This window comes from Myceligenerans indicum, from assembly GCF_016742955.1.
GTDB lineage: Bacteria > Actinomycetota > Actinomycetes > Actinomycetales > Cellulomonadaceae > Myceligenerans > Myceligenerans indicum.
In genome coordinates, this window is the sequence record NZ_JABBYC010000027.1 from 37,766 (window position 1) to 60,564 (window position 22,799).

Consider the following 22,799-nt stretch of genomic DNA (forward strand, 5'->3'; position numbering starts at 1 on the left):
CCCGCAGGTCAGTGGTGGAACGCCGAGGCGCGGTCCCGGTCCGTCGTGGGGTGCGCCGGCGGGCTGCCGTTCAGGTAGGTGACCGACGTGCCGATGTCGTCGAGCAGCTTGTCGGCGAGCTCCATGCCCAGGCCGTTGCGCACGACGACGCGCTGCACGGTGACGTCCTCCAGATCGGCGGGCATCGGATAGGCCGGCACCTGCCAGCCGTGCATGCGCAGCCGGTCCGACAGGTCGTAGAGGGTCCATGGTGGTGTGCCGTCGCCGGCCGCGCGCAGGTGCCAGGCGAACACCGGGATGTCCGAGGCGTCGTTCCAGAGCTCGAAGGGCCCCAGCGCGGCGATCTCACGCGCGAGGTGCTGCGCCACGCCGAGCGTGGCGCGCTGGATCCGGGAGAACCCGGCGACGCCGTGCCGCAGGAACGTGTAGTACTGCAACAGCACCTGTGCGCCGGGGCGGGAGAAGTTCAGGGCGAGCGTCGGCATGTCGCCGCCGAGGTAGCTGACGCGGAACACGAGCGACTCCGGCAGGAACTCCGTGCCGCGCCACACCACCCAGCCGACGCCCGGGTAGACGAGCCCGTACTTGTGACCCGAGGTGTTGATCGACACCACGCGCTCGACGCGGAAGTCCCAGGCGAGGTCCGGCTGGGCGAACGGCGCGATCATCGCCCCGGAGGCCCCGTCGACGTGGATCGGCACGTCGAGGCCGGTCTCCGAGGCGAGGGCGTCCAGCGCGGCGGCGATCCGTGCCACCGGCTCGTACATGCCGGTGTAGGTGACGCCCATGATCGCGACGACCCCGATCGTGTTCTCGTCGACATGGTCGCGGACCACGTCGCCGTCGAGCGTCGGGTGCTCGGCGCTGATCGGCACGTAGCGGGGCTCGATCTCGAAGAAGTTGCAGAACTTCTCCCAGCAGACCTGCACGGCGGAGCTGAGTACCAGGTTGGGCCGGTCGGCCGGCCGCCCGGCCTCCTGGCGGCGTTCGGCCCAGCGCCGCTTCAGCGCCAGCCCGGCCAGCATGCACGCCTCCGACGAGCCCGTCGTGGAGCTGCCGATCGCCCGGTCCGGGTCCGGCGCGTGCCAGAGATCGGCCAGCATCTTCCAGCAGTAGGTCTCGATCGCCGCCGTGGCCGGGTACTCGTCCTTGTCGATCATGTTCTTGTCGTAGGCGGCGGCGTACAGCCGGTCCGCGTGCTCGTCCATCCACGTGGACACGAACGTGGCGAGGTTCAGACGGGCGTTCCCGTCGAGCATCGCCTCGTCGTGCACCACCTGGAAGGCCGTCTCGGGAAGCATCCGGTCGGCCGGGAAGCGGTCCCGCGGGGCCGACGTCGTCTCACCGGGCCGTGCGAAGATCGGGTTCAGCTCGATGTCACGGGGACGGCGACTGGTCATGGCGGGCTCCGGTCTGTGGGCGCTGTTCCGTGGTCCACACTGCCCGCCGCCGCCCGCGTCCGCAGCCGGAACGTGCAGCGGCGCCGCCTGGTGCGTGAACTCCCGTACTTTCCTTGAGTTCCACGCTGCGTGCTGACAGCGTCTGGCCCTATGAAGACCATCCTGCGCAGGGGTCCTGCGATCGTCCCGATGCTCGTCGCCGGTCTGCTGGCCGGGTGCGGCACCGCCGCACCCGAGCCGGGTGACGTCGGCCCGGCGACGGCGGCCGCCACCGCGACGGCCTCCGAGCAGGCGCAGGCAGCCGGACCGGACCAGCCCGCGGTCTCCGAGTGCGATGACGTCGAACTGCGCGCCGGGCGGACCGTGTCCGGGCAGGCGCTCGGGGACTGCGTTGCGGCGGCGATGGTGGCCGTGGGCTCGGGCGTGCAACGCGTCGAGTCCAGCGACGGGACCGACGACGTCGTGAACTTCCGGTGGGACCCCGACTACTCGATGAGCATCGACGGTGGCGACCGCGAGGTCGTGGTCCAGGGCGAGACGGGCTGGGTGCGGTTCCCCGGACAGGGGTGGGTCCAGGCGGACTCGTCGTCGACCGATCCGGCCGTGGTGATGGCTACCGGCATCGTCGACCTCGTGCGCGTCTTCTCCGATCCCCGTGTCATGGCCGCCGGGCTCGCGACGTCGGAGAGCTGGACGGTAGTCGGCGACGAGAACCCGCCGGTGGACGACGCCGACACGACGATCGCCTACCTGCTCACTCCCGACACCCCGATGACGATGATGGGTGTCGCCGTGAGCGACTTCGAGCTCTACCTGCGTTCCAACCACCTCCCTGCGTATGCCGTGGGTACCGGATCGTTCGGCGGCTTCTCCGCGACCACGAGCAACACCTTCACGCAGTGGGGCGGCGCGGTCGAGATCGCGGATCCCACACAGGACTGAGGCCACCCGGCCCGGAACCCGCCGGTCGACCGGGCAGTGCTCCCGGTCGACCGGCCGGGTGTCGTGCACCGCGGAATCGCGCGAGCGAGACCGGGTTCACCCGCTCATGGCCTGCTCCCGCGGACTCGCAGGCATAGTGTGGTGGCGGAGGTGCGACATGGCTGACAGGAGCGGCGCCACGGGAGGCGCGATCTACGGGCTCGGGATGATCGGGGCCTGGTTCTATTTCTGGCAGCAGGCCGACGGATTCTGGGAGTACGTGTGGGCCGTCGTCCAAGGGATCTTCTGGCCGGCCTTCATGGTGTACCAGGGATTCCAGGCGCTCGGAGGCTGACCTCGCCGGATGCCTCGACCCGGGGCGCCGGCAGGCAGGTCTACGACCGGCTCAGGACCTTGCGTGCCAGGTCCCGGGCGTAGCCGGCCGCCTCCTCGTCGACGTGCGACTGGGTGGACCGGCGCAGCCCGACGACGCGCCCCAGGGCATTCATCCATCGGGGCAGGTCGAGCTCGACCCGGCAGGTCAGCACGGAGCTGTCCGACGTCGCAGGTCGGACGGCCATCGTCCAGCGGACGCCGAGGCGGGCCGGGATGAGGTGCGCGAGGTAGATCGTGGACCGGGGTGAGTGCATCACCGCTTCGCTCCGCGTGCCGCGTTCGAGGACGTAGTGCTGGACCAGCAGGTTCCCGCCGATCGACTCGACGTTGACCATGTGCCTGCCGTCGCGGTCGGTGGAGGTTCCCAACGCCTGGTGTCCGCGGGCGGTGTCCTGGTAGTCGCGGTCGGACATGCCGAACAGCCAGCCCGTGACGTCCACCTCGTCCGCGGGAACGTCCATGGTGGCATCGTGCTCGAACGACAGCGTGTCGTGTCCCTGACTCATCTCGTGTACTCCGTCCGATCGGTGGTTCATGGGCCTTCCGGCGGCTCCGGGGGGCGTGCCGTCCGCAGGTCGTGTCCGTTCTCGCGGGCGTCGAGCACCCGCAGGGCGAACTCGCACCAGCGGACGGTCTCCTGCTCGAAGGCGATCCCGCGTGCCAGGGTGAGGTAGGGGCCGATCCGTGGGTCGCGCGCGAGGTACTGCTCCTCGGGGCGCCCGTCGAGGAGCTGCTCGCGGGACTGCTCGTAGTGCTCGAGCTTCCGGCGGGAAGCCGAGAGCTTCTCCGCGAGGTGGGAGCGGATCTGTGCCACGTCACCCAGCGCGAGCGCCTCGACCTGGACGAGCAGCTCGTCGCGGATCGCGACGGGCTTCGGTGGCCGGGCGGTGAACTCGTGCAGCGCGGTCCGGCCGGCATCCGTCAGCGAGTGGACGCGCTTGTCCGGCCGCCGTCGCTGGTGCACCAGACGTGCCTGGACAAGCCCTTCGGCCTCCAGCTTCTCCAGCTCGCGGTAGAGCTGCTGGGGTGTGGCCGCCCAGAAGTTGGCGACCCAGACATCGAACGACTTGGCCAGGTCGTAGCCCGAGGACTCGCCCTTGGCCAGGGTCGCCAGGATCGCGTGTCGCAGTGCCATGCCCGCAACCTATACCCACCAAGGCAAGTATTCAACAAAGTGACTATCACGATGTCGGCACTCCTACGGCTTCATGCCGTTGATCGCGAGGTCCATCACACGACGGGCCTGGTCCGCGCCCTCGCGGTCGTCGCTCACCCGCCACAGGAACCCCATGAGGAGCAGGACGTCGGCGGGGTCGAGATCCGGCCGGAGGCTGCCGTCCTCCTGGCATGCCGACAGCAGTCTCGCGACGGCCGAGATCACCGGGGCGTAGGTCTCGTCCACGACGTCGCGGGCCGCCGCGGAGTGCAGGGCTTCGCCGAGTCCGTGCTTGACCCGGACGTAGGCCGCCAGGGTCTCGAACCAGGTGCGGAGGGCTGCGAGCGGCTCGTCGTCGGCCAGGAAGTCGTCCACCTCGTTCACGAGGTGCTCGATGTCGCGCCGGTAGACGGCAAGGACGAGGTCCTCCCGCGTCGGGAAGTGCCGGTACAGCGTTCCGGGGCCGACGCCGGCCCGCTTCGCGACGAGATTGAGCGAACTTGCGCCGTCCTCGGTGAACGCCTCGTGCGCCGCCCTGAGGATCTGTTCGCGGTTCTTGAGCGCGTCGGTGCGTGAGGGCTCGCGTCGGTTCGGCATCTGGTCCCTTCCCAAGGAGTGCACTTGCTAAACGGAGAACTCTCCGCTAATGTCGGTGTCCTTAGCGGAGAACTCTCCGCTAAGGATCGACCATAGCCGCCCTTCTCGGCGGGCGACAGTCAGGAGCGTCACATGCGGGTCGGGATCATCGGAGCCACAGGGCGAGCCGGAGCTCGCATCGCGGAGGAGGCCGCCGCACGGGGGCACCAGGTCCGTGCCCTCGTACGTGACGCCCGTTCGCTCCCGAGCCGGTACGAGTCCGTCGTCGAGAAGGCGGTCCTCGACCTGGAGGCGGCGGACCTGCGCGGGCTCGACGTCCTCGTGTCCGCCTACGGCGTCCCGCTGGACCGCGAGGCCGAGCACCTCCCGGTCATCGAGCACCTCATCGGCCTCCTGCGGGGCTCGCCGACCAGGCTCATCGTCGTCGGCAGCGCCGGGCACCTGTTCACCGACGCGAGTCGCACCCGCCGCTACTACGAGGCGGAACTCCCCGCAGGACCCCTGCGGTCCGGGTCCCGCATCCTCCAGCAGGTCAACCAGCGCCTCCTGGACAGTGCGGGAGTCACCTGGACCTACCTGGCCCCGGCCGTCGAGTTCCTGCCCGAGGGCCCGCGCACCGGCTCCTACCAGCTCGGTGGTGACGTCGTGCTGCGCGACCCGAGCGGGCGCAGCCACATCAGCTACGCGGACTACGCCCTCGCCGTCCTCGACGAGGCGGAGCGCCCACGAGCAACGAACAGGACGGCCACCGTCGCCACGACCGACCCGGCCGCATGACCCGCACCCGTCCCACGGCACCATCCCTCCGTCCGAAAGCACGCACATGACCACCACCGAGCGACCACGACTCCTCGCGCGCACCGCCCCCACGCCGGGAGCCTCCCGGCGCGCGCTGCCACCCCTGATCTTCACGAGCCTCGCGATCGGGGCCGCGACCTTCTCCGCCCTGCAGTCACTGCTCGGTCCCGCCCTTCCCGCTCTGCAGGGCGACCTCGGCACCACCCCCGCCGGAATCGCCTGGACCATGACCGCCTGGCTGCTCGCCGCGGCCGTCGCGACGCCGATCATGGGGCGGGTCGGCGACGGGATCGGCAAGAAGCGCGCCCTGCTGGCCGTTCTCGCCGTGGTGATCGTCGGATCGCTCGTCTCGGCCTCCGCGTCGACACTTCCGGTCATGCTCGCCGGGCGCGTCCTGCAAGGACTCGGCGCCTCGGTCTCGCCGCTGGCGTTCGGCATCATCCGGGACACGTTCCCCGCGCGCCGTGTCCCCTCGGCGATCGGAGCCATGGCTGCCGTTCTCGCGGCCGGCGGCGGACTGGGAACGGTGCTCGCCGGGCCGATCATCGAGACGACCGGCTGGCGCGGGCTGTTCTGGATCCCCGCTGCACTGCTGGCGGTGACCACCATCCTGGTCACGACCGGCGTGCCGGCCTCGCCACGCCAGGGCACCGCCCGGTTCGACCCCCTCTCGGCAGTCCTGCTCGCGACGTGGCTCGTGGCTCTTCTCCTGCCTCTGAGTGAAGGGCCGACCTGGGGATGGGGCTCGCCCGCCACGATCGGGTCGTTCCTCCTCGCGGCCGGGGCCGTCCTCTGGTGGGTGCGGACCGAGGCGCGCAGCGCCAGGCCGCTGATCGACCTGAGCACCATGCGCCGGCCCGTCGTGTGGCGGACGATCGTCGTCGCCGCACTCCTCGGTGCTGCCCAGTTCGCCCTTCTCACCTATGCGCCCGTCCTGCTGCAGACCGACCCGTCGACGGGCTACGGGCTCGGCCTGTCGGCGGGCGCCGCCGGACTCGTCATGCTCCCCATCCTGGTCGGCATGACGCTCGGCGGGATCGTCGCCGGCCCCGCGACCCGGTACGTCACCCTCCCTGCCCAGCTCGCCGGCGGGGCGGCCCTGATGGCGTCCGGCTCGCTGGCCTACGCCCTCCTGCACGAGTCACTGGGCCCGACCCTGGCGGCGGGCGGCCTGTTCGGGCTCGGCCTCGGCCTCGGCTTCGCCGCGATGACCAGCATTGTCGTCGTCAACGTGCCCGCGAGCCAGACCGGCGCGGCCACCGGAGCGGTGCAGAACGCCAGAACCATCGGCGGCGCCCTCGGCACCGCGGCGTTCAGCGCGCTCGTGGCCGCCGCCACGGGCGGCGGCGACATCCCCCACGAATGGGCCTACACGTCCGGCTTCCTCGTCCTCGCCGCCGCGGGCACACTGGCGATCCTGTTCGCCGTCGCCACACCCCGCGGCGACCGCACCGCCAAGACACCCTGAGCCCGCGCGACACCGGCCGCCCGCCGCCGCGGCCCCCGCCGTGGCGACGGCCCCCGCCGCGTACGGGCGTGGAAGAATCAGGGAGTTCATCACGCGACGTCAAGGAAGGCACCACCCCGTGGAGGACGTGACGGTTCCCTGGCCCGACCGGCGCAAGGCACGCACCCGCGCCGCGCTCGTCTCCGCCGGCCAGCTCCTCCTCGCACGAGGACGGACAGACGTCAGCATCCAGGAGATCACCGACCTCGCCGGAGTCGGGTTCGGCTCCTTCTACAACCACTTCGCCACGAAGGGCGACCTGTTCGAGGCCGCGGTCGAGGCGGCGCTGAACACGTGGGGCACCCTGCGTGACGAGGCCGTCCACGGCCTGACGGACCCCGCGGAGATCTTCGCGGTCAGCTTCCGGATGACCGGGCGCATGCAGCGCAGGTATCCCGAACTGGTCGCGGTCGTCCTCAGGACGGGGACCGCCGTGCTCTCGAAGGACCAGGGGCTTCGGCCCCGGGCGCTCGCGGACATCGCGGAGGGAATCGCTCAGGAGCGGTTCCGCGGGCCCTCACCCGAACTCGCCCTGATGGTGGCGGGGGGAGCGCTGCTCGGCCTGCTGCAGATGCTCGCCTCGGACGCCTCCCTCGACGACGGCCCCCTCTCCGACGAGTTCGCGGCACGGGTCCTGGTCATGCTCGGCCTGGAGGAGCGGGAAGCCCGGGAGATCGTGGGCCGCCCCCTGCCCCCGAGCCCCAGCCTGCTGGGGGAGGACGGCGGCGTCACGCTGGACTCCCCGCCGTCGCTCTCACAGGCGTGACACCCGGTCCGAGCCACGACGGCCGGACCGCGACGACTCCCACGCCGTCGTCCGCTCCCGGATGTCCGCCGCACGCGTCGTGACCCGGCCCGGGAACGGCGGCGGCACCAGTGCGCCCGACGCCCGAGCGGAGCCGTAGACGAACCGATCCGGTCGGAGAACGACGACATCGCACCGGTGCGCGGCCATCCACCGCAGGAGCGTGCCCTCGACGTCGACGATCGCGTCCGGCCGCGTGCCCGAGCCCCCGGGGAGCACGTCGAGCACCGGAACGCCGGCATCGGCCCAGGCCCCGGTCGCTGTGCCGGTGCGCCGCAGCACGACCCACCCCTCCGGAAGGGCGTCGTCGAGCCGGACGTGCACGTTCTCCGCGTCGGCGACCCAGGGCTGGGGGAGCAGCCACCCCACGCAGTCGGCGCGGGCGAGACGCATCCCCCGCCTCCCGCCGGAGAAGAAGCCCCGCCGGTACCGGGGATCCGGGAACCATCTGCCCGCGCGGAGCCAGCTCCCCAGGAGCGGCACGCGCATGACCGCACGCAGGACCGGGTCGCGCAGCGCCGCCGCGAACGGCCGGCGCTCGATCACGAGCTGCCCGAACCGCACCGCCCACGCGGTCACCCGGCGCACGTGCGGCTTCCTCTCGGCCTCGTAGGAGTCCAGCACCGTCTCCGGCAGCGTGCCCCGGAGAACCTCCGCGAGCTTCCAGGACAGGTTCGCGACATCGCGAACTCCCGAGGCCATGCCCTCGCCGATCCACGGCGGCATCACGTGCGCGGCGTCCCCGGCGAGGAAGACGCGCCCGGCCCTCCAGCGCTCCGCGAGGCGGACATGATGGCTGTAGACCACCGCCCGCGCCACCTCGACGTGCTCGGCGGTGACTCCCTGCTCGCCCAGCAGCCGGAGTACTGCGGCCTGCCGGACGAGCTCGTCCTCGTCGTCGCCCGGCAGCACGGGAAACTCCCAGCGATGGTGTCCGAGCGGGGTGGGGCAGTCGACGGCGGGCCTGCGGGGGTTGCAGTGGAAGCGCAACCTGTCGATGTCCGGCCAGGGCCGCCTCACCTTCGTGTCGACCACCAGCCACCGGTCCTCGTACGTCCGGCCCTCGAAACCGATGCCGAGACGGGTCCGGGTCGGGCTGGAGCCGCCGTCCGACGCGATCACGTACCGGGCCCGCACCGTGCCCACGCCGTCGGGACCCCGGACGAGAAGACGCACCCCGCCCGGCAGTTCCTCGTGACCGACGCACTCGTGGCGCAGCATGACGGTCACGTTCGGGTAGCGGCCGACACCGGCGCGCAGAACCTGCTCCACGGCCGGCTGGTAGATGAACATCTGGGTCGGGTGCCCGTTGCCCCTCGGCTCCGGCGCGAGGCTCAGGAACGAGTGTCCCCCGGCGTCGACGAAGTCGATCGGCCGGTCGCCGAGCATGTCGGCCTTGAGCCGCTCCGCCAGGCCGACGCCCTGCCAGATACGCAGGACCTCCTCGTCCGTCGAGATCGCCCGTGCCCGCCCGTACGGCGACGGCTCGCGCTCCAGGACCGCGACCCGCACCCCCGAGGCGCCCAGGAGGTTGGCCGCGGTGGCACCCACCGGTCCGTAGCCGATGATCGCCACGTCGTACACGTCCTCGGACACGTCGTCACCCGGGTTCGTCGCGTCCATCTCGATGGTCTCCTTCGCGGTGGTTCCTGCTGTGTCGCCGTCCTGCTCCGCCACGCCCCTCATCGCGCCTCCCCGCCGAGCCCGGCGACGACGGCCTCGCGCTCGCGGAGCGACCGCAGAGCGCGCCGGAACTGCGCCATCTTCGTGACGACGGTCTCGCCGACCGGCGTGTGTCCCCAGACGGAGATGCCCTGGTAGGTCGACGGGTCCCACGTGGACTCGAGCTCGGGGGTGATCACGACGGGATTCCATCCGACCTCGAGCTCGAAACCGGACGGGGTGACGCAGTAGTAGGACAGCTCGCGGTCGTTGGTGTGCTGGCCCACGCTCCACGCCATCGCGAAACCGAGCCGGGTCACTCTCTCGAAGGAGGCCAGCAGGTCGTCGAGTGTCTCGACCTGGATGTTCATGTGCTGGATGCTCGTGCGGACCGGGTCGACGGCGATGCCGTTGACGTTCGCGACGGCGATCGAGTGATGCCGCTCGTTGACCCTCAGGAACCTGATCTTCAGCGTGAGGCCGCTGACGTTCTCGTCGATGAAGTCGGTGATCCGCGCGTCGAAGACGGTGTCGTAGTAGCCGCGCAGCTGTTCCGGGTGCTTGGTCGTGATGGCCAGGTGCCCCATGCCGGCGGCACCCGTCACGAACGCCGAGTTCAGCATCCGCAGCGGCGCCGGGGTGGTCACCGCCCGCGTGAAGATCTCCGTGGAGATGCCCTTGGGGCCGGGGAACCGCCACAGTCTCTCCACCCCGCGCAGGGCGCACTCCTCGGCGCTGCCCTCGCTCACCGGCACTCCCCGGCCGGTGACCCGGGACAGGATCTCGTCGAACGTCTCGTGGTCGTCCACCTGCCAGCCGGCCGCGACGAGATCCTCCGCGGGCCCGCGCCGCAGCAGGAAACGGCACGCGCGGTCGTCCATCCGGAACCGCATCGCGTCCCGGTCCAGCTCGTCGACGTGGAGCCCGATCGCGTCGGACCCGAACCGGCGCCACGCAGGGAACCGCTCGGTCTGGATCACCACGTAGCCCAGGTGCACGGCCCCGAAGACCGGCGTGGACCGGGCGCTCGCGGCGGCGGTCATGACTCGCCCCGCGTGAGGAACTCCGTGGTCAGCGTGTTGAAGAGGTCCGCTCGTTCCCACTGCACCCAGTGTCCGGTCCCGGCCATCAGGTACAGGTCGCACCGCGGGATCGTCGCGAGCAGCGCCCGGCCTCCCGAAGGGCGGTTGACCCGGTCCTCGGTTCCCCAGAGCACGAGCGTCTCGGCGGGCAGCCGGCGCAGCCGCCGATCGCGCAGCAGGTCCATGCGCAGCAGCGTGGCCGGCGCACCCGGACCGCTCGGCCGTCGCAGGGGCGGGTTCGCCACGACGTCGGGATCGACGCTGGCGGCGTAGCGCTGCTCGATCAGTTCCCGGGGCACGGACGCGGCGTCGTGCACGAGGTAGGTGCGCACGAAGCTCTCCAGCTTCCGCAGGGATGGTCCGTCTCCCCGGTAGTAGTCGAGCAGCGCGTTGAGGCCACGAGTCGGCAGCCGGCGGGTGGTGCCGATCCCGCCGGGGCCCATGAGGACCAGGCGGCCGACCCGGTCGGGGCGGTCCAGCGCGCACCGCAGCGCGGCCGCGCCGCCGTAGGAGTTGCCCACCAGGTGCGCCCGCTCGACGTCGAGGGCGTCGAGCAGGCCCCGGACGAACCCGGCGAGGTCCCCGAAGGGGTCGTGACGGTCGATGCCCTTGGTCGAGCGGCCGTAGCCCGGCAGGTCCGGGACCACCACGCGGAACCTGGCCGCGAGCGCGTCCAGGTTGCGGCCGAAGTTGGACAGGCCGGATGCGCCCGGCCCGCCGCCGTGCAGCAGCACGACCGGTGGTCCCGCACCCGCCTCGGTGAGAAAGATCTCGCGGCGGCCCACCCGGACCGTGCGCTGCGTCCGTGGCGCTCCCGTGCGCGGTGACGTCGTCGTCATCAGCTCCTCCTTCGACGGATGGATTGATGAAATCATCAGGTACGCTTCTCGCGATGTCAACCGGCCTGCTGGAGGGGTGCGTGCCAGACGTGCGCCCCCTCCGGCGGCCCGATCGCGAGGGAGCGACGATGAAAGGCACGAGCCGTACGGCCGCGCTGCGGCCTGAGCTGCAGGCGCTGGCCGATGCCCTCTGGGAGGCGCGACGGTCGGGTGAGCCGATCGAGCGGCCGAGCGCGACGACACACCCCGGACTCCGCCTCGACGAGGCCTACGCCGTGCAACGGGCGGTCGTGGCACGCAGGGTCGCCTCGGGCGAGCGGGTGGTCGGCCACAAGGTGGGGCTCACGTCCCGGGCGATGCAGTCGCAGCTCGGCGTGTCCGAGCCGGACTTCGGCACGCTCACGGACGCGATGGTCGTGCCGGACGGCGGCCGGATCGACACGGAAGCGCTGCTCGCGCCGAGGATCGAGCCCGAGTTCGCGTTCCGGGTCGGTGCGCCGCTGGTGACCAGCCCCTCGATGGGCGAGGTCCGGGAGGCGATCACCGACGTCGCCCTGGCGGTGGAGGTCATCGACTCCCGGGTGCGGGACTGGAGGATCGGGCTCGTCGACACCGTCGCGGACAACGCGTCCAGCGCGTGCCTCGCCGTCGGGCGGTGGCGCCGGGCCACCGCGGAGGTGCTGAGCCGGATCCCGGACACCGTGGTCACGCTCGGCCGCGACGGCCAGGAGGTGGCCGCGGGGCCCGGGAGCGCCGTCCTCGGCGGCCCGGTGGCCGCCGTCCACTGGCTGGCCACGGCGATCGGGCGCCACGGAAGGGCTTTCGCCCCGGGCGACGTCGTCCTGGCCGGAGCCGTGGCGGCAGCGGTTCCGCTGACGCCCGGCACCAGGTGGGAGGCCGCCGCCGAAGGGTTCGGACCGGTCGCGGTGACGGCCGCCGCGACGAGGGAGAAGGAGTGAACCGTATGAGAAGGACCAAGGTGGCGATCATCGGGTCGGGCAACATCGGCACGGACCTGATGCTCAAGGTGATCCAGCTTTCCGACGTGCTCGAGATGGGAGTGATGGCCGGCATCGATCCGGCGTCGGAGGGCCTGTCGCGGGCGGCGCGTCTCGGCTACGAGACCACGCACGAGGGGGTCGAGGGGCTGATCGCGAGCCCGCAGTTCGGCGACGTCGGCATCGTGTTCGACGCCACCTCGGCGCAGGCGCATCTCGCCAACGCGGAACGGCTCGCACGCTACGACAAGACCCTCGTGGATCTCACGCCGGCCGCGGCCGGGCCGTTCGTGGTGCCCGCCGTGAACTTGTCCGAGCATCTGCGGGAGCGGGACGTGAACATGGTGACGTGCGGGGGCCAGGCGACGATCCCCGTCGTCGCCGCCGTGTCCGCGGTGACACCTGTGCTCTACGGGGAGATCACCGCCTCGATCGCGTCCCGGAGCGCGGGCCCCGGCACACGGGCGAACATCGACGAGTTCACCGAGGCCACGGCCCGGGCGATCGAGCAGGTCGGAGGAGCGGCGCGGGGCAAGGCGATCATCGTCCTGAATCCCGCCGAGCCGCCGATGATCATGCGCGACACGGTGCAGCTCCTCACCCGCCGTCTCGACGCCGGCGGGCGCGACGCCGTCGTCTCGGCCGTCGAGCGGCGCGTGGCGGAGGTGGCCGAATACGTGCCGGGCTACCGCCTCAAGCAGCCCGTCCAGTTCGGCGACGAGCTCGCCGATCACGACGTCCTGGTGCCCGAGGGGGCGCGGCAGGCCGCCGGCTACACCCGCGTCGGCGTGTTCCTCGAGGTGAAGGGCGCCGGGCACCACCTGCCGGAGTACGCGGGGAACCTGGACATCATGACCTCGGCCGCGATGCGGACCGCGGAACGGATCGTGCGCGCCGCCGCGGCGGACGCGCGGGAGGGTGTGGCATGAACACGAGGCCGGTGCACAAGGTCTACCTGCAGGACGTCACGCTGCGCGACGGCATGCACGCCGTCCGCCATCGTCTGGAGCCCGCGAGGGCCGCCGAGATCGCCCGGGCGCTCGATGCGGCGGGAGTCGAGGCGATGGAGGTGTCGCACGGTGACGGGCTGTCCGGTTCCTCGCTCACCTACGGTCCCGGGTCGCACACCGACCGCGAGTGGATCGAGGCCGTCGCCGGCGTCGTCCAGGACGCCGTGCTGACCACGCTGGTGCTGCCGGGCATCGGCACGCTGCGTGACCTGCGCGAAGCGTTCGAGCTGGGCGTGCGCTCGGTGCGCGTGGCCACCCACTGCACCGAGGCCGACGTGGCGGCCCAGCACATCGGCGCGGCCCGGCAGTGGGGCATGGACGTCTCGGGCTTCCTGATGATGGCCCACCTGACCGACCCCGCCACGCTGGCGGGGCAGGCGAAGCTGATGGAGTCCTACGGAGCCCGGTGCGTCTACGTCACCGACTCCGCGGGCCGGCTGACGACCCACGGCGTGCGCGAGCGGGTCCGCGCGTTCCGTGACGTCCTGGACGAGAGCACGCAGATCGGCATCCACGCGCACCAGAACCTCTCGCTGGCGGTGGCCAACTCCGTGGCCGCGGTCGAGGAAGGAGCCTTCCGCGTGGACGCGTCGCTGGCCGGACACGGCGCGGGCGCGGGCAACACGCCGATCGAGGCCTTCCTCGCCGTGGCCCGCCTGCAGGGATGGGACGTCGCCGCCGATCTGTTCGCCCTGCAGGACGCCGCCGACGACCTGGTGCGCCCGTTGCAGGACAGGGCCGTCCGGGTGGACCGCGAGACGCTCTCGCTCGGCTACGCGGGCGCCTACTCCAGCTTCCTGCGCCATGCCGAACGTGCCGCGGCGACCTACGGCCTCGACGCCCGCGCGATCCTGGTCGAGGTGGGCCGCCGCAAGCTGATCGGCGGACAGGAGGACATGATCACCGACGTCGCTCTCGATCTGCTGGGCCGGGGCCGGCGGACGCAGGCGCGCTGACCCCGAGCATCAGCTCGGTGAGGGACCGTGCCATCTCCTCGGCGCCGCCGTCCGTGACCTCCCGCAACAGCATGCGGGTCAGCATCGCCTCGTACATCGACCGCACGACGAGCGCGAGGTCGTTCTCGTTCACCGTGAACCGGAGACCGAGGGCTCGGGCGGCCTGCTGCAGGGCGTGGGCCAGCGTCGCCTCGAACCGCGCCTCCGCGGCGGCCGTCGGCGCACGCAGCTCGGACCGGCGCAGCGCCTGGGCCCGGAACTCGGCGAAGACCGGGTACCAGCGCACATCGTCACCGAGGCCCTCCACGAACTGCGCGGCGATCAGCGCCACCGCCTTCCCGGCACCCCGGGGGCCCGGCGTGCCGACCGCCCGCAGCGCGGCCTCGGCGCCGGCGGCCAGCCGCTCCGCGCGGGAGGACATCTGGATCTCGTACATGGCCAGGAAGATCTCTTCCTTGGAACCGAAGTTCGAGTAGAACGCCCCGCGCGTGAATCCGGCGCGCTCGCAGATCAGCTCCACCGGCGCATCGCGGATCCCCACCTCGGCGAACACCTCGTAGGCGGCGTCGATCAGGCGCCGGCGCGTCTCCGCGCGCCGGCGCGTGAGCCGTTTCGACGTGGCCTCCGGGTCCGTCGGCTGCACCGTGCTCCTCACCTCCAGGGGTCTTCGTGTCGGCGACCGCGCCCCCGGCCGCCGACTCGAAGGGTATCCAAGGGTCGCGACCCGCCGGACCGTGGTTCCTGCTCAGCGGCTCGTGCCGGTCCCGGTCCGCGTCAGGCCCTGAGCCGGGGGAAGAGGGCCTCGCCGTTGCCCCGGTCGATCGCGTTCCGCAGCGTCGCGTCCAGCGGGTACTTCTCATACTGCCGGTTGAGGAACGCGATCGCCGGGGCAGGGGCGAACGGGAAGTCGCTGCCGTAGGTGATGTGGTCCGGCGCGGCCACCTCGAGCAGGCTGGGGAGAGCCGCGGGGCTCGCCGAGAGCGCGATGTCGAAGTAGAAGCGCTTGAAGACCTCCATCAGCTTCGGGACCTGGTGGCCCTGGTCGAGGATCGTCCAGGCCTGCCGTGCCTTGCTCTTCTGGCTGAGCATCGTCAGCAGGATGCGGTACGAGATGTAGGGGACGAACCCGCCGGCGTGGGCGAGGATGAACTTGATGCCCGGGTGGCGGTCTATGGCGCCGGACAGGATCAGGCTCGTCGCGGTGCGGGTGGTGTCCAGCAGGAAGTCGGCGGTGAAGGTGGGGATGCCGGGCACCTCGGGCGCGGGAAGCTCGCCCGGATGCACGAAGGTCGTGACCTCGCGGCGGTCGAGCAGTTCCAGCAGCGGTGCGAAACCCGGGTCGCCGAGGTAGCGGCCGTCGTTGTTGGCGAGCAGGACGACCCCGTCCGCTCCCAGCTCGTCGAGGGCGTACTCCGCCTCGGCGACGGCGCCCTCGACGTCGGGCAGGGTGAGAGTGGCGAAGAAGCCGAACCTGTCGGGCCGGCGCCGGACGAGGTCCGCGCTGTACTCGTTGATCTCGCGCGCCCAGCGCCGCGCCTGGGCGTCGTCGCCGAACCAGACGCCGGGGGTCGACAGCGACAGGATCCCCGTCCGCACCCCGTGCCCGTCCATGAACCTCAGCGCCGAGCCCTCGGACCACCTCGGCAGGTCGACCCCGCCCGGGCGGATGCCCTCCGCGTGCATCCAGTCCGCGTAGCGCGGGGGGATCAGGTGCTGGTGGGTGTCGATGCGGCGTGCGCGGCTCATGGAGAACGTCCTTCGTGGGTGGGGAACGGGCGGGCGGTCGGCTCGGTGCGGGGCCCGGCGTCGTCGGAGGCGGGGCCGGACCGCTGCTCGGCTACGGGACCTGCATGGTCGACCTCCCGTCCCGGAAGTTCCTGATGCGAGGAGTCGCGTCTCTCGATACGCTGTGTATTAAGATACAGGATGTATCGAGGATGCACTCTGTATCCGTTAGCGTCCGGAGGCCGTCGTGTCGTCATTCCTCTACCGGCTCGGCCGCGCCGCGGCGCGACGGCGCGGGCTGGTGGTCGCCGCATGGCTCGTGGTGCTGCTCGTGTGCGGGGCGGCGGGCGCGCTGCTGAACGAGGGCACCGACGACACGTTCGCGATCCCGGGCTCGGAGTCGCAGGACGCCCTGGACCACCTCGGCCATGTCTTTCCCGAGGTCAGCGGGACGTCGGCGCAGCTCGTCCTGGTGGTGCCGGAAGGGGAGGACGTCGACACCGCCGGCACGCGCCGGGCCGTGTCGGACGCCGTCGCACGCATCGAGAACCTGCCGCAGGTCGCGCTCGTGGCCGACCCGTTCGCCGACGACGTCGACGGTGCGGTCTCGGACGACGGCCGGGCGGCGATCATCGCCGTCCCGCTGAACGTGGACCTGGCTCAGGTCACCGCCGGGACGAGGTCCGGTCTCACCGGGGCAGCCGAGGACCTGGCGGCCCGGATCGGCGGCGGCGCCGAGGTCCATACCGGTGGCGACGCGTTCTCCGACAGGGTCCCCCGGCTGAGCCCGACCGAGGCCCTCGGACTGGGAATCGCGCTCGTCGTGCTGCTGCTGATGTTCCGCTCGCTGATCTCGGCGGTGATGCCACTGGTCACGGCTGTTCTGGGTGTGGGCGTCTCCGTCGCCGTCGTGTACCTGGCCACGATCGTCGTGCCGGTCTCCTCGACCGCTCCGATGCTCGCCGTGATGCTCGGCCTGGCGGTCGGCATCGACTACGCGCTCTTCCTGCTGTCCCGGCATCGCGATCAGCTCGCGGAGGGGTTGGACGTCGAGGAGTCGATCGCCCGGGCCGCGGCCACGGCCGGCTCGGCCGTGGTCTTCGCGGGGCTGACCGTGGTCATCGCGCTTCTGGGCCTGTCGGTCGCGGGCATCCCGTTCCTGACGACCATGGGGGTTGCCGCGGCCTTCGGCGTCACCGTGGCGGTGTGCGTCGCCGAGACTCTCGTACCCGCCCTCCTGGCGTTCGCCGGGACCCGCCTCGTGCCGAGGACGCCGAAGCGATCCACCGCGGTGAGCAGGCGCAGGCGTCTGCGCTTCTCCCGGCCCCGCGTCGCCCGGCCCTGGGTCAGGTTCGTGACCCGGCGGCCGGCGGTCACGATCGCCGTCGTCGTCATCGGGCTCGGCGCCCTCGCCGTGCCCGCGGCCGACCTGCGGCTCGCGCTGCCCGACAACGGGACCGAGGAACCGGGCTCGGTGGCACGCGAGACCTACCGCGCCGTGGCCGAGCACTTCGGCGTCGGCTACAACGGTCCGCTGATCGTCACCGCCGACATCATCCGGTCCACGGATCCCGTCGGACTCGTCGACGAGCTCGCCGACGAGATCCGTGGGATACCCGGGGTCCGGTCGGTGCCGCTGGCCACGCCCAACGAGAAGGGCGACACGGGGATCATCCAGGTCATCCCGACCACCGCGCCGGACGACGCCCGCACCGACGCGCTGGTGGAACGGATCCGGGACCAGGAGGGGCGCTGGCTGGACGAGTACGGCACCGCGACGGCGGTCACGGGCATCACCGCCGTCGGCATCGACGTCTCGGCGCAGCTCGGCGCGGCGCTGCTCCCGTTCGGGCTGCTCGTCGCCGGGCTCTCCCTGGTGCTGCTGGCCATGGTCTTCCGCTCGGTCTGGGTACCCGTCAAGGCCACCTTCGGGTACCTGCTGTCGGTGGGCGCCGCGTTCGGTCTGACGTCGCTCGTCTTCCAGCAGGGACACGGCGCCGGACTGTTCGGCGTGGCTCATGTCGGAAGCGTCATCAGCTTCCTGCCGATCATCCTCATGGGCGTGCTGTTCGGCCTGGCCATGGACTACGAGGTCTTCCTCGTCTCGCGGATCCGTGAGCACTATGCGCACCACGGTGACGCACACGAGGCGATCGAGGAAGGCTTCGTCTCGGCCTCCCGCGTCGTCGTCGCGGCCGCCGTCATCATGTTCGGCGTCTTCGCCGCGTTCGTCCCCGAGGGCAGCGCGACCATCAAGCCGATCGCCTTCTCCCTGGCCGTGGGAGTCTTCGTCGACGCGTTCCTGGTGCGCATGACCTTCGTCCCCGCCGTGCTCGCGCTGCTGGGCGACCGCGCCTGGGGGCTGCCGCCCGCGATCGACCGCCGGCTGCCGGTGTTCGACGCCGAGGGCGACGGCCTCCTGCACGAGCTGCGGCTGGCCGACTGGCCGGCTCCCGGCAGCGACGAGGCCGTCAGCGCGCACGCCCTGGCCCTCGACGACGACCGCGGCCTGCCCGTGTACCGCGACGTCGAACTGCACGTGCCCCGTGGCACCGTGCTCGTCCTGCACGGGTCCGGGGCCGTCGGCAAGACGGCACTGTTGCTCTCGCTCGCCGGGCGGGTCACGACCCATCGCGGTGACCTGAAGGTGCTGGGGCACGTGCTGCCGCAGCACGTGCACGCGCTGCGGCCACAGGTGGCCGTCGTCGGGGTCCGTACCGACGCGGACCCGGCGGGAACGGTCGCCACGGCACTGGCCGACGACGTCCGGCTGATCCTGGTGGACGATGCCGACCTCGTGCTCCGCTCCGCGGAGCGGGCCCGGCTGCGACACCAGCTCGCCCGGCGCGTCACCGCCACAGGACGGTCCGTCGCGTTCGTCCTGACGTGCCAGGACCCCGACCGGGTCGCCGACCTGCTCCCGCCCGGCGCCACCCAGCTCCATGCCATGACCCCCCGACCCGCAGAGGTCCTGTGATGATCAACCCGCCGGCCATCACCGCCCGAGCCCTGACGGCTCGTCCGCTCACCTGGCGCGCCTGGACCGCGCTGGTCGCCGTTCCACTCGTCGTGATGGGCCTGCTCACCTGGGCGTTCTGGTCCCCGGGGACCGCCCACGACACGGCACGGGCCGCCGTCGTGAACAACGACGAGCCGGTGAAGGTCGAGGGACAGACGGTGCCGCTCGGCCGGACGCTCGCCGGGGACCTCACCCACGACGAGAACTCCGCCTACGACTGGGTGCTCACCGACGCCGACGATGCGCGAGCCGGGCTCGACGACGGCACCTATGCCGCCGTCGTCACCATTCCCGGAGACTTCTCCGCGCGGGCGACCTCGGCCGCGACCGAGGACGACCCGCTTCGCGCCGTCCGCGCCGGTCTGGACGTGGAGACCACCTCCGCCGCCGGCGTCGCCGACCCGTACCTCGCCGAAGGCGTCGCCGCGGACATGCAGGACGCTCTCAACCGCACCATCGTCTCGACCTACCTCGAGAACATCTACACGGGCCTCACCACCATGCACGACCAGCTTCAGGAGGCCTCGAACGGTGCCTCCGAGCTGGCGGACGGCACGTCCGACCTCGCCCGCGGGGCCGGCGAGCTGGCCGACGGCGCCGAGTCACTGGCGCACGGCGCCGGGACACTGGCCGACGGATCGGCCCGCCTCGCGGACGGCACCTCGCAGCTCGCCGCCGGGTCCGCCCAGCTCGTGGAGGGCACCGCCCGGCTCGCCGCGGGCACCGGCGACCTGGCGGACGGGTCGGCCAGGCTCGCCGACGGTACGGGCGAACTCTCGTCCGGTCTCGACACGGCCGCGCGGCAGACGGCGGAGCTTCCCGCCGCGACCCGGCAGCTCGCGGACGGGGCCGACCAGGTCGCCGACGGCAACGAACAGCTCGCCGACCAGGTCGTACCCGTCGCGAACAGCGCGATCGACGGCCTCGACAGCCTTCCGGACGCGCGGGACGGCGCCGCCGAGCTCCGTCGCCTCGCCGACGAGTGTGCCGGCCGCGTGACGGACGGGACCGACTTCTGCGCGTCCCTGGAGCGCGCGGCCGGCGAGGCCGAGGCGGATGCCCGGCGCCTCGAGGACGGCAAGGCCGAGGTCCGCGGCGACATCGTGTCCGCGCGCGACTCCGTCCAGGCGCTCGCCACCGGGTCCCGGCAGGTCGCCGACGGCAACGAACGGCTCGCGGCCCGGTCCGCCGCCCTGGCTGCCGGGATCTCCACCGCCGCGGACGGCGCGCATGAGGTCGACGCCGGCGCGCGCGAGGTCGCCAACGGAGCCAGGCGCGTCGACGCCGCGGCCGCGCAGGTGAAGGCGGGAGCGAGTGAGCTCGACAGCGGGGCACGGCAGGTCGACGGCGCCGCGCACCAGGTGGCCGACGGCGCGGGCAGGCTCTCCGCGGGAGCCGATGACCTGGTCACAGGCTCCCGGAGTCTCGCCGCCGGTGCCCGCGACGTCGACGGTGGAGCGCACCAGCTCGCCGACGGGCTCGCCGACGCGGTCGACCAGGTGCCCACGTACTCCGACAAGGAAAAGGAGCATCTCTCCGGCGTGGCCTCGAACCCGACGGTGGCGGACGTGCTCTCGGCGCCGTTCGGGGCGTTGTCGATCACCCTCTTCGCCACGCTCGCGCTGTGGGCCCTGGCCCTCGTGACCTACATCGCCACCCGCCCCGTTCCGGCCGGGATCCTCACGTCACGGGAACCGACCTGGCGCATCACGGTGCGAGCCGCCGTGCCCGGCGCGACCGCGGCGGCGAGCGCGGCAGCGGTCATCTCGATCATCGCTGTCCCCGTCCTGGGCCTGCGGGCGGGCGCGGCGATCGGGTTCCTCCTGGCAGCGCTTCTCGCCGCGGGCAGCTTCGTCGCGATCAACCATGCGCTCGCCGCCGTCCTGGGGACCACCGGTCGCCTGATCTCCCTCACGATCGCGGTCCTGGCCGTGGCGACCGGCGTCGTGTCGACGCTGCCCGCCCCGTTGTACGCGGTCACGAACCTCCTGCCGACACACGGGGCGATCCTGGCCATGCGAGCCGTCGCGACCGGCGGCCCGGGCTTCCTCACCGGCGTCGTCGAGCTCACCGCCTGGCTCGCCGTCGCACTGCTGGCCACGATCGTCGTGACGGACCGGCGACGGTACCTGAGCCCGCGCACCCTACGGCTGGACCCCTCCGGGCGCGGTCACCAGCCGTCGTCGCCGCGTGCCGCCTGGCTCTGATCGAGGCCGTCCTGTCGCCGGGCCGCGTCCGCGGCCCGGCGCGTGACGATGCGCCAGAGCCAGACGCCGAGGAGGACGACCGCGGCGAGACCCCACAGGAGCGCGGGATCCGCCCGCGTGATGGCGGCGAACTGCAGGATCACGGGGACCAGCATCGCCAGGACCACCACCCAGCCCAGGACGATCTTCGTGGTGCGGGACGACCTGATGGCCACTCGCTGCTCCTGACGTAGACGGCCGACAGGAGGAGTCTCGCACGCCCACCTGGCCGGACCGGCGTCCCCGGTCCCGCGTGATGGCGGCTGCCCTCGTCGGGGCCGGTCCGGGCTCGCGTCCGCCTCTGGCAGGGTCGAACCCGCTAATAATGCGCATTATCGAATTGACCGAGTGAACCGCGTGCGGCAAGACTCATGGCGTCACCGAGGACCGGCGAGACGTTCGAGGAGGAGCCATGCCGCGTCGCCGCATCACCCAGACCGACGTCGCCGCCATGGCGGGCGTCAGCCAGGCCACCGTGTCGTTCGTGCTCAACGGCAACACGCCGGCCGGGGTCCGGATCGGGGAGGAGACCCGCCAGCGCGTGCTGGACGCGATCCGCATCACCGGCTACACGGCGAACCCCGTCGCGCAGCGCCTGGCGGGCGGCCTCACCCAGATCCTGGGCGTGTTCACCTACGAGGCGACGTTCCCCCGGGCGAGCCGCGACTTCTACGGACCGTTCCTCGTCGGGATCGAGCACGCCGCCGAACGGCTCGGCGTCGACCTCCTGCTGTTCACGAGCGCGCCCGCCGTCGGCGGACGGCGCCAGCTCACCCGGGACGGCTGGCAGCGGCTCGGCGTCGCCGACGGCTGCCTGCTGCTGGGCCAGCACGAGGACCGGGGCGAGCTGCAGCATCTGCTCGACACCAACTACCCGTTCGTCTTCATCGGCAAGCGAGGCAGCGACGGCGGCAGGCTGCCCTACGTCGGCGCCGACTACGTCGGGGCCACGGTGCGGCAGGTGGACCGCCTCGTCGGGCTCGGGCACGAGCGCATCGGCTACGTGGGGGTGCGCGGTACGGACCAGCCGACGCTGGACCGGGTCGAGGGCTACCGCAAGGCCCTCAAGGCGCGCGGGCTGGCCACGGTGTTCGTCGAGTCCGACGACGTCGCGGCGGCCGCCGACGAGATCGGTGCCCGGTCGCTGACCGCCGTCGTCGTCGCCCCGGAGAACCATCCCGAGGAACTCGCCGACGAGCTGGAACGACGCGGGAGCCGGGTCCCCGACGCCGTGTCCGTCCTCCTGCTCGGTCAGCCGCACCATCCCCGCCGGGGCGGGCGGCGCTGGTCCGGGTTCTCCGTACCGCGCGAGGAGATGGGCGTGCGTGCACTCCACCTGCTCTCCCGTCTCGCCGCCGGGGACGGCAACGGGCGGGACCGCGACGGCCGTCGCGGGGCCGCCGTGCCCGACGCCGAACTCCACCAGCTCCTCCCGTGCCCGGACGTGGACGGCGCCACCGCAGCCGCCGCGCCCTGAGCCGCCGCCGACACACCCCGAACTCCTGATGCGCCGAACTCCTGATGCGCCGCTCTCCCGACAAGCTCCGCACACCTGACGCGCCCGTACCCCCGATGCGCTCCGCGGTCCCGTACCTCCGAACACACCCCACCATCGTGCCCTGACCCGTGCCCTGACCCGTGCCCCTGTCTCTTATACACATCTGACGCTGCCGACGATAAGG

The 22,799-nt window shown here is 72.1% G+C and carries 21 protein-coding genes; 11 read left to right on the forward strand and 10 right to left on the reverse strand.

The features are described from left to right. Positions 1 to 8 precede the first annotated feature (8 nt). The gene (gene gad / locus HGK34_RS14130; protein WP_201848444.1) at positions 9 to 1,400 is read right to left on the reverse strand and encodes a glutamate decarboxylase; all 1,392 of its coding nucleotides are present in this window, start codon (positions 1,398 to 1,400) and stop codon (positions 9 to 11) included. A gap of 150 nt (positions 1,401 to 1,550) precedes the next feature. Between gad and HGK34_RS14135 the strand changes: the two genes are divergently transcribed. Then, positions 1,551 to 2,342, forward strand: a complete 792-nt coding sequence (locus HGK34_RS14135; protein WP_201848446.1) for a hypothetical protein — start codon at positions 1,551 to 1,553, stop codon at positions 2,340 to 2,342. Between the two features lie 157 nt (positions 2,343 to 2,499). Beyond that, complete coding sequence (locus HGK34_RS14140; RefSeq protein WP_201848448.1) at positions 2,500 to 2,676, forward strand: hypothetical protein; 177 nt, start codon at positions 2,500 to 2,502, stop codon at positions 2,674 to 2,676. Between the two features lie 40 nt (positions 2,677 to 2,716). On the opposite strand, the gene HGK34_RS14145 is transcribed toward HGK34_RS14140, so the two are convergent. From HGK34_RS14145 to HGK34_RS14155, 3 genes are all read right to left on the reverse strand, one after another. Beyond that, positions 2,717 to 3,223 (reverse strand): hypothetical protein, encoded by a 507-nt coding sequence (locus HGK34_RS14145; protein WP_201848450.1) that lies wholly within the window; start codon positions 3,221 to 3,223, stop codon positions 2,717 to 2,719. Between the two features lie 26 nt (positions 3,224 to 3,249). Further along, entirely contained in the window at positions 3,250 to 3,852 is a 603-nt protein-coding gene (locus HGK34_RS14150; protein ID WP_201848452.1) for a PadR family transcriptional regulator, read from the reverse strand. Positions 3,853 to 3,915: 63 nt separating this feature from the next. Then, positions 3,916 to 4,470 (reverse strand): TetR/AcrR family transcriptional regulator, encoded by a 555-nt coding sequence (locus tag HGK34_RS14155; protein WP_201848454.1) that lies wholly within the window; start codon positions 4,468 to 4,470, stop codon positions 3,916 to 3,918. 132 nt (positions 4,471 to 4,602) lie between these two features. On the opposite strand from HGK34_RS14155, the gene HGK34_RS14160 reads away from it, so the two are divergent. The 3 genes from HGK34_RS14160 (at position 4,603) to HGK34_RS14170 (ending at position 7,541) form a co-directional block, all read left to right on the forward strand. Then, entirely contained in the window at positions 4,603 to 5,247 is a 645-nt protein-coding gene (locus HGK34_RS14160; protein ID WP_201848456.1) for an NAD(P)-dependent oxidoreductase, read from the forward strand. Positions 5,248 to 5,293: 46 nt separating this feature from the next. After that, complete coding sequence (locus tag HGK34_RS14165) at positions 5,294 to 6,736, forward strand: MFS transporter (RefSeq protein ID WP_201848458.1); 1,443 nt, start codon at positions 5,294 to 5,296, stop codon at positions 6,734 to 6,736. 118 nt (positions 6,737 to 6,854) lie between these two features. Continuing rightward, a complete protein-coding gene (locus tag HGK34_RS14170; RefSeq protein ID WP_201848460.1) occupies positions 6,855 to 7,541 on the forward strand; it encodes a TetR/AcrR family transcriptional regulator in 687 nt (228 codons plus the stop codon). Here HGK34_RS14170 and HGK34_RS14175 read toward each other — a convergent pair. The 3 genes from HGK34_RS14175 to HGK34_RS14185 are packed head-to-tail and all read right to left on the reverse strand — an operon-like array spanning position 7,530 to position 11,163. Next, positions 7,530 to 9,266, reverse strand: coding sequence for a bifunctional 3-(3-hydroxy-phenyl)propionate/3-hydroxycinnamic acid hydroxylase (locus tag HGK34_RS14175; protein ID WP_201848462.1), 1,737 nt, complete (start codon positions 9,264 to 9,266; stop codon positions 7,530 to 7,532). The two genes, HGK34_RS14170 and HGK34_RS14175, sit on opposite strands and share 12 nt — an antisense overlap. Beyond that, positions 9,263 to 10,285 (reverse strand): VOC family protein, encoded by a 1,023-nt coding sequence (locus HGK34_RS14180; RefSeq protein WP_201848464.1) that lies wholly within the window; start codon positions 10,283 to 10,285, stop codon positions 9,263 to 9,265. Before HGK34_RS14180 ends, HGK34_RS14175 begins: the two co-directional genes overlap by 4 nt. Continuing rightward, entirely contained in the window at positions 10,282 to 11,163 is an 882-nt protein-coding gene (locus HGK34_RS14185) for an alpha/beta fold hydrolase (RefSeq protein WP_201848466.1), read from the reverse strand. The genes HGK34_RS14180 and HGK34_RS14185 overlap by 4 nt, the downstream gene beginning before the upstream one ends. A gap of 128 nt (positions 11,164 to 11,291) precedes the next feature. Between HGK34_RS14185 and HGK34_RS14190 the strand changes: the two genes are divergently transcribed. Genes HGK34_RS14190 through dmpG form a run of 3 tightly spaced genes read left to right on the forward strand, consistent with a single transcriptional unit; the run spans position 11,292 to position 14,127 of the window. Next, entirely contained in the window at positions 11,292 to 12,122 is an 831-nt protein-coding gene (locus tag HGK34_RS14190) for a 2-keto-4-pentenoate hydratase (protein ID WP_201848475.1), read from the forward strand. 5 nt (positions 12,123 to 12,127) lie between these two features. Beyond that, entirely contained in the window at positions 12,128 to 13,090 is a 963-nt protein-coding gene (locus HGK34_RS14195; RefSeq protein ID WP_201848476.1) for an acetaldehyde dehydrogenase (acetylating), read from the forward strand. Further along, the gene (gene dmpG, locus HGK34_RS14200) at positions 13,087 to 14,127 is read left to right on the forward strand and encodes a 4-hydroxy-2-oxovalerate aldolase (protein ID WP_201848478.1); all 1,041 of its coding nucleotides are present in this window, start codon (positions 13,087 to 13,089) and stop codon (positions 14,125 to 14,127) included. Before HGK34_RS14195 ends, dmpG begins: the two co-directional genes overlap by 4 nt. Here the strand turns inward: dmpG and HGK34_RS14205 are convergent. Together HGK34_RS14205 and HGK34_RS14210 are read right to left on the reverse strand one after the other, a co-directional pair. Next, the gene (locus HGK34_RS14205; RefSeq protein WP_201848480.1) at positions 14,072 to 14,770 is read right to left on the reverse strand and encodes a TetR/AcrR family transcriptional regulator; all 699 of its coding nucleotides are present in this window, start codon (positions 14,768 to 14,770) and stop codon (positions 14,072 to 14,074) included. The genes dmpG and HGK34_RS14205 overlap by 56 nt on opposite strands. 131 nt (positions 14,771 to 14,901) lie before the next feature. After that, the gene (locus tag HGK34_RS14210) at positions 14,902 to 15,873 is read right to left on the reverse strand and encodes an amidohydrolase family protein (RefSeq protein ID WP_201848482.1); all 972 of its coding nucleotides are present in this window, start codon (positions 15,871 to 15,873) and stop codon (positions 14,902 to 14,904) included. Between the two features lie 226 nt (positions 15,874 to 16,099). Between HGK34_RS14210 and HGK34_RS14215 the strand changes: the two genes are divergently transcribed. After that, positions 16,100 to 18,829, forward strand: coding sequence for an MMPL family transporter (locus tag HGK34_RS14215; RefSeq protein ID WP_201848484.1), 2,730 nt, complete (start codon positions 16,100 to 16,102; stop codon positions 18,827 to 18,829). Then, positions 18,829 to 21,078, forward strand: a complete 2,250-nt coding sequence (locus HGK34_RS14220) for a YhgE/Pip domain-containing protein (protein WP_201848486.1) — start codon at positions 18,829 to 18,831, stop codon at positions 21,076 to 21,078. The genes HGK34_RS14215 and HGK34_RS14220 overlap by 1 nt, the downstream gene beginning before the upstream one ends. Here the strand turns inward: HGK34_RS14220 and HGK34_RS14225 are convergent. Further along, positions 21,042 to 21,293, reverse strand: coding sequence for a hypothetical protein (locus HGK34_RS14225; protein WP_201848488.1), 252 nt, complete (start codon positions 21,291 to 21,293; stop codon positions 21,042 to 21,044). The genes HGK34_RS14220 and HGK34_RS14225 overlap by 37 nt on opposite strands. A 236-nt stretch (positions 21,294 to 21,529) precedes the next feature. Here HGK34_RS14225 and HGK34_RS14230 point away from each other — a divergent pair, with 236 nt between their 5' ends. Continuing rightward, positions 21,530 to 22,594, forward strand: coding sequence for a LacI family DNA-binding transcriptional regulator (locus tag HGK34_RS14230; protein WP_201848490.1), 1,065 nt, complete (start codon positions 21,530 to 21,532; stop codon positions 22,592 to 22,594). The last annotated feature ends 205 nt before the right edge of the window (positions 22,595 to 22,799 follow it).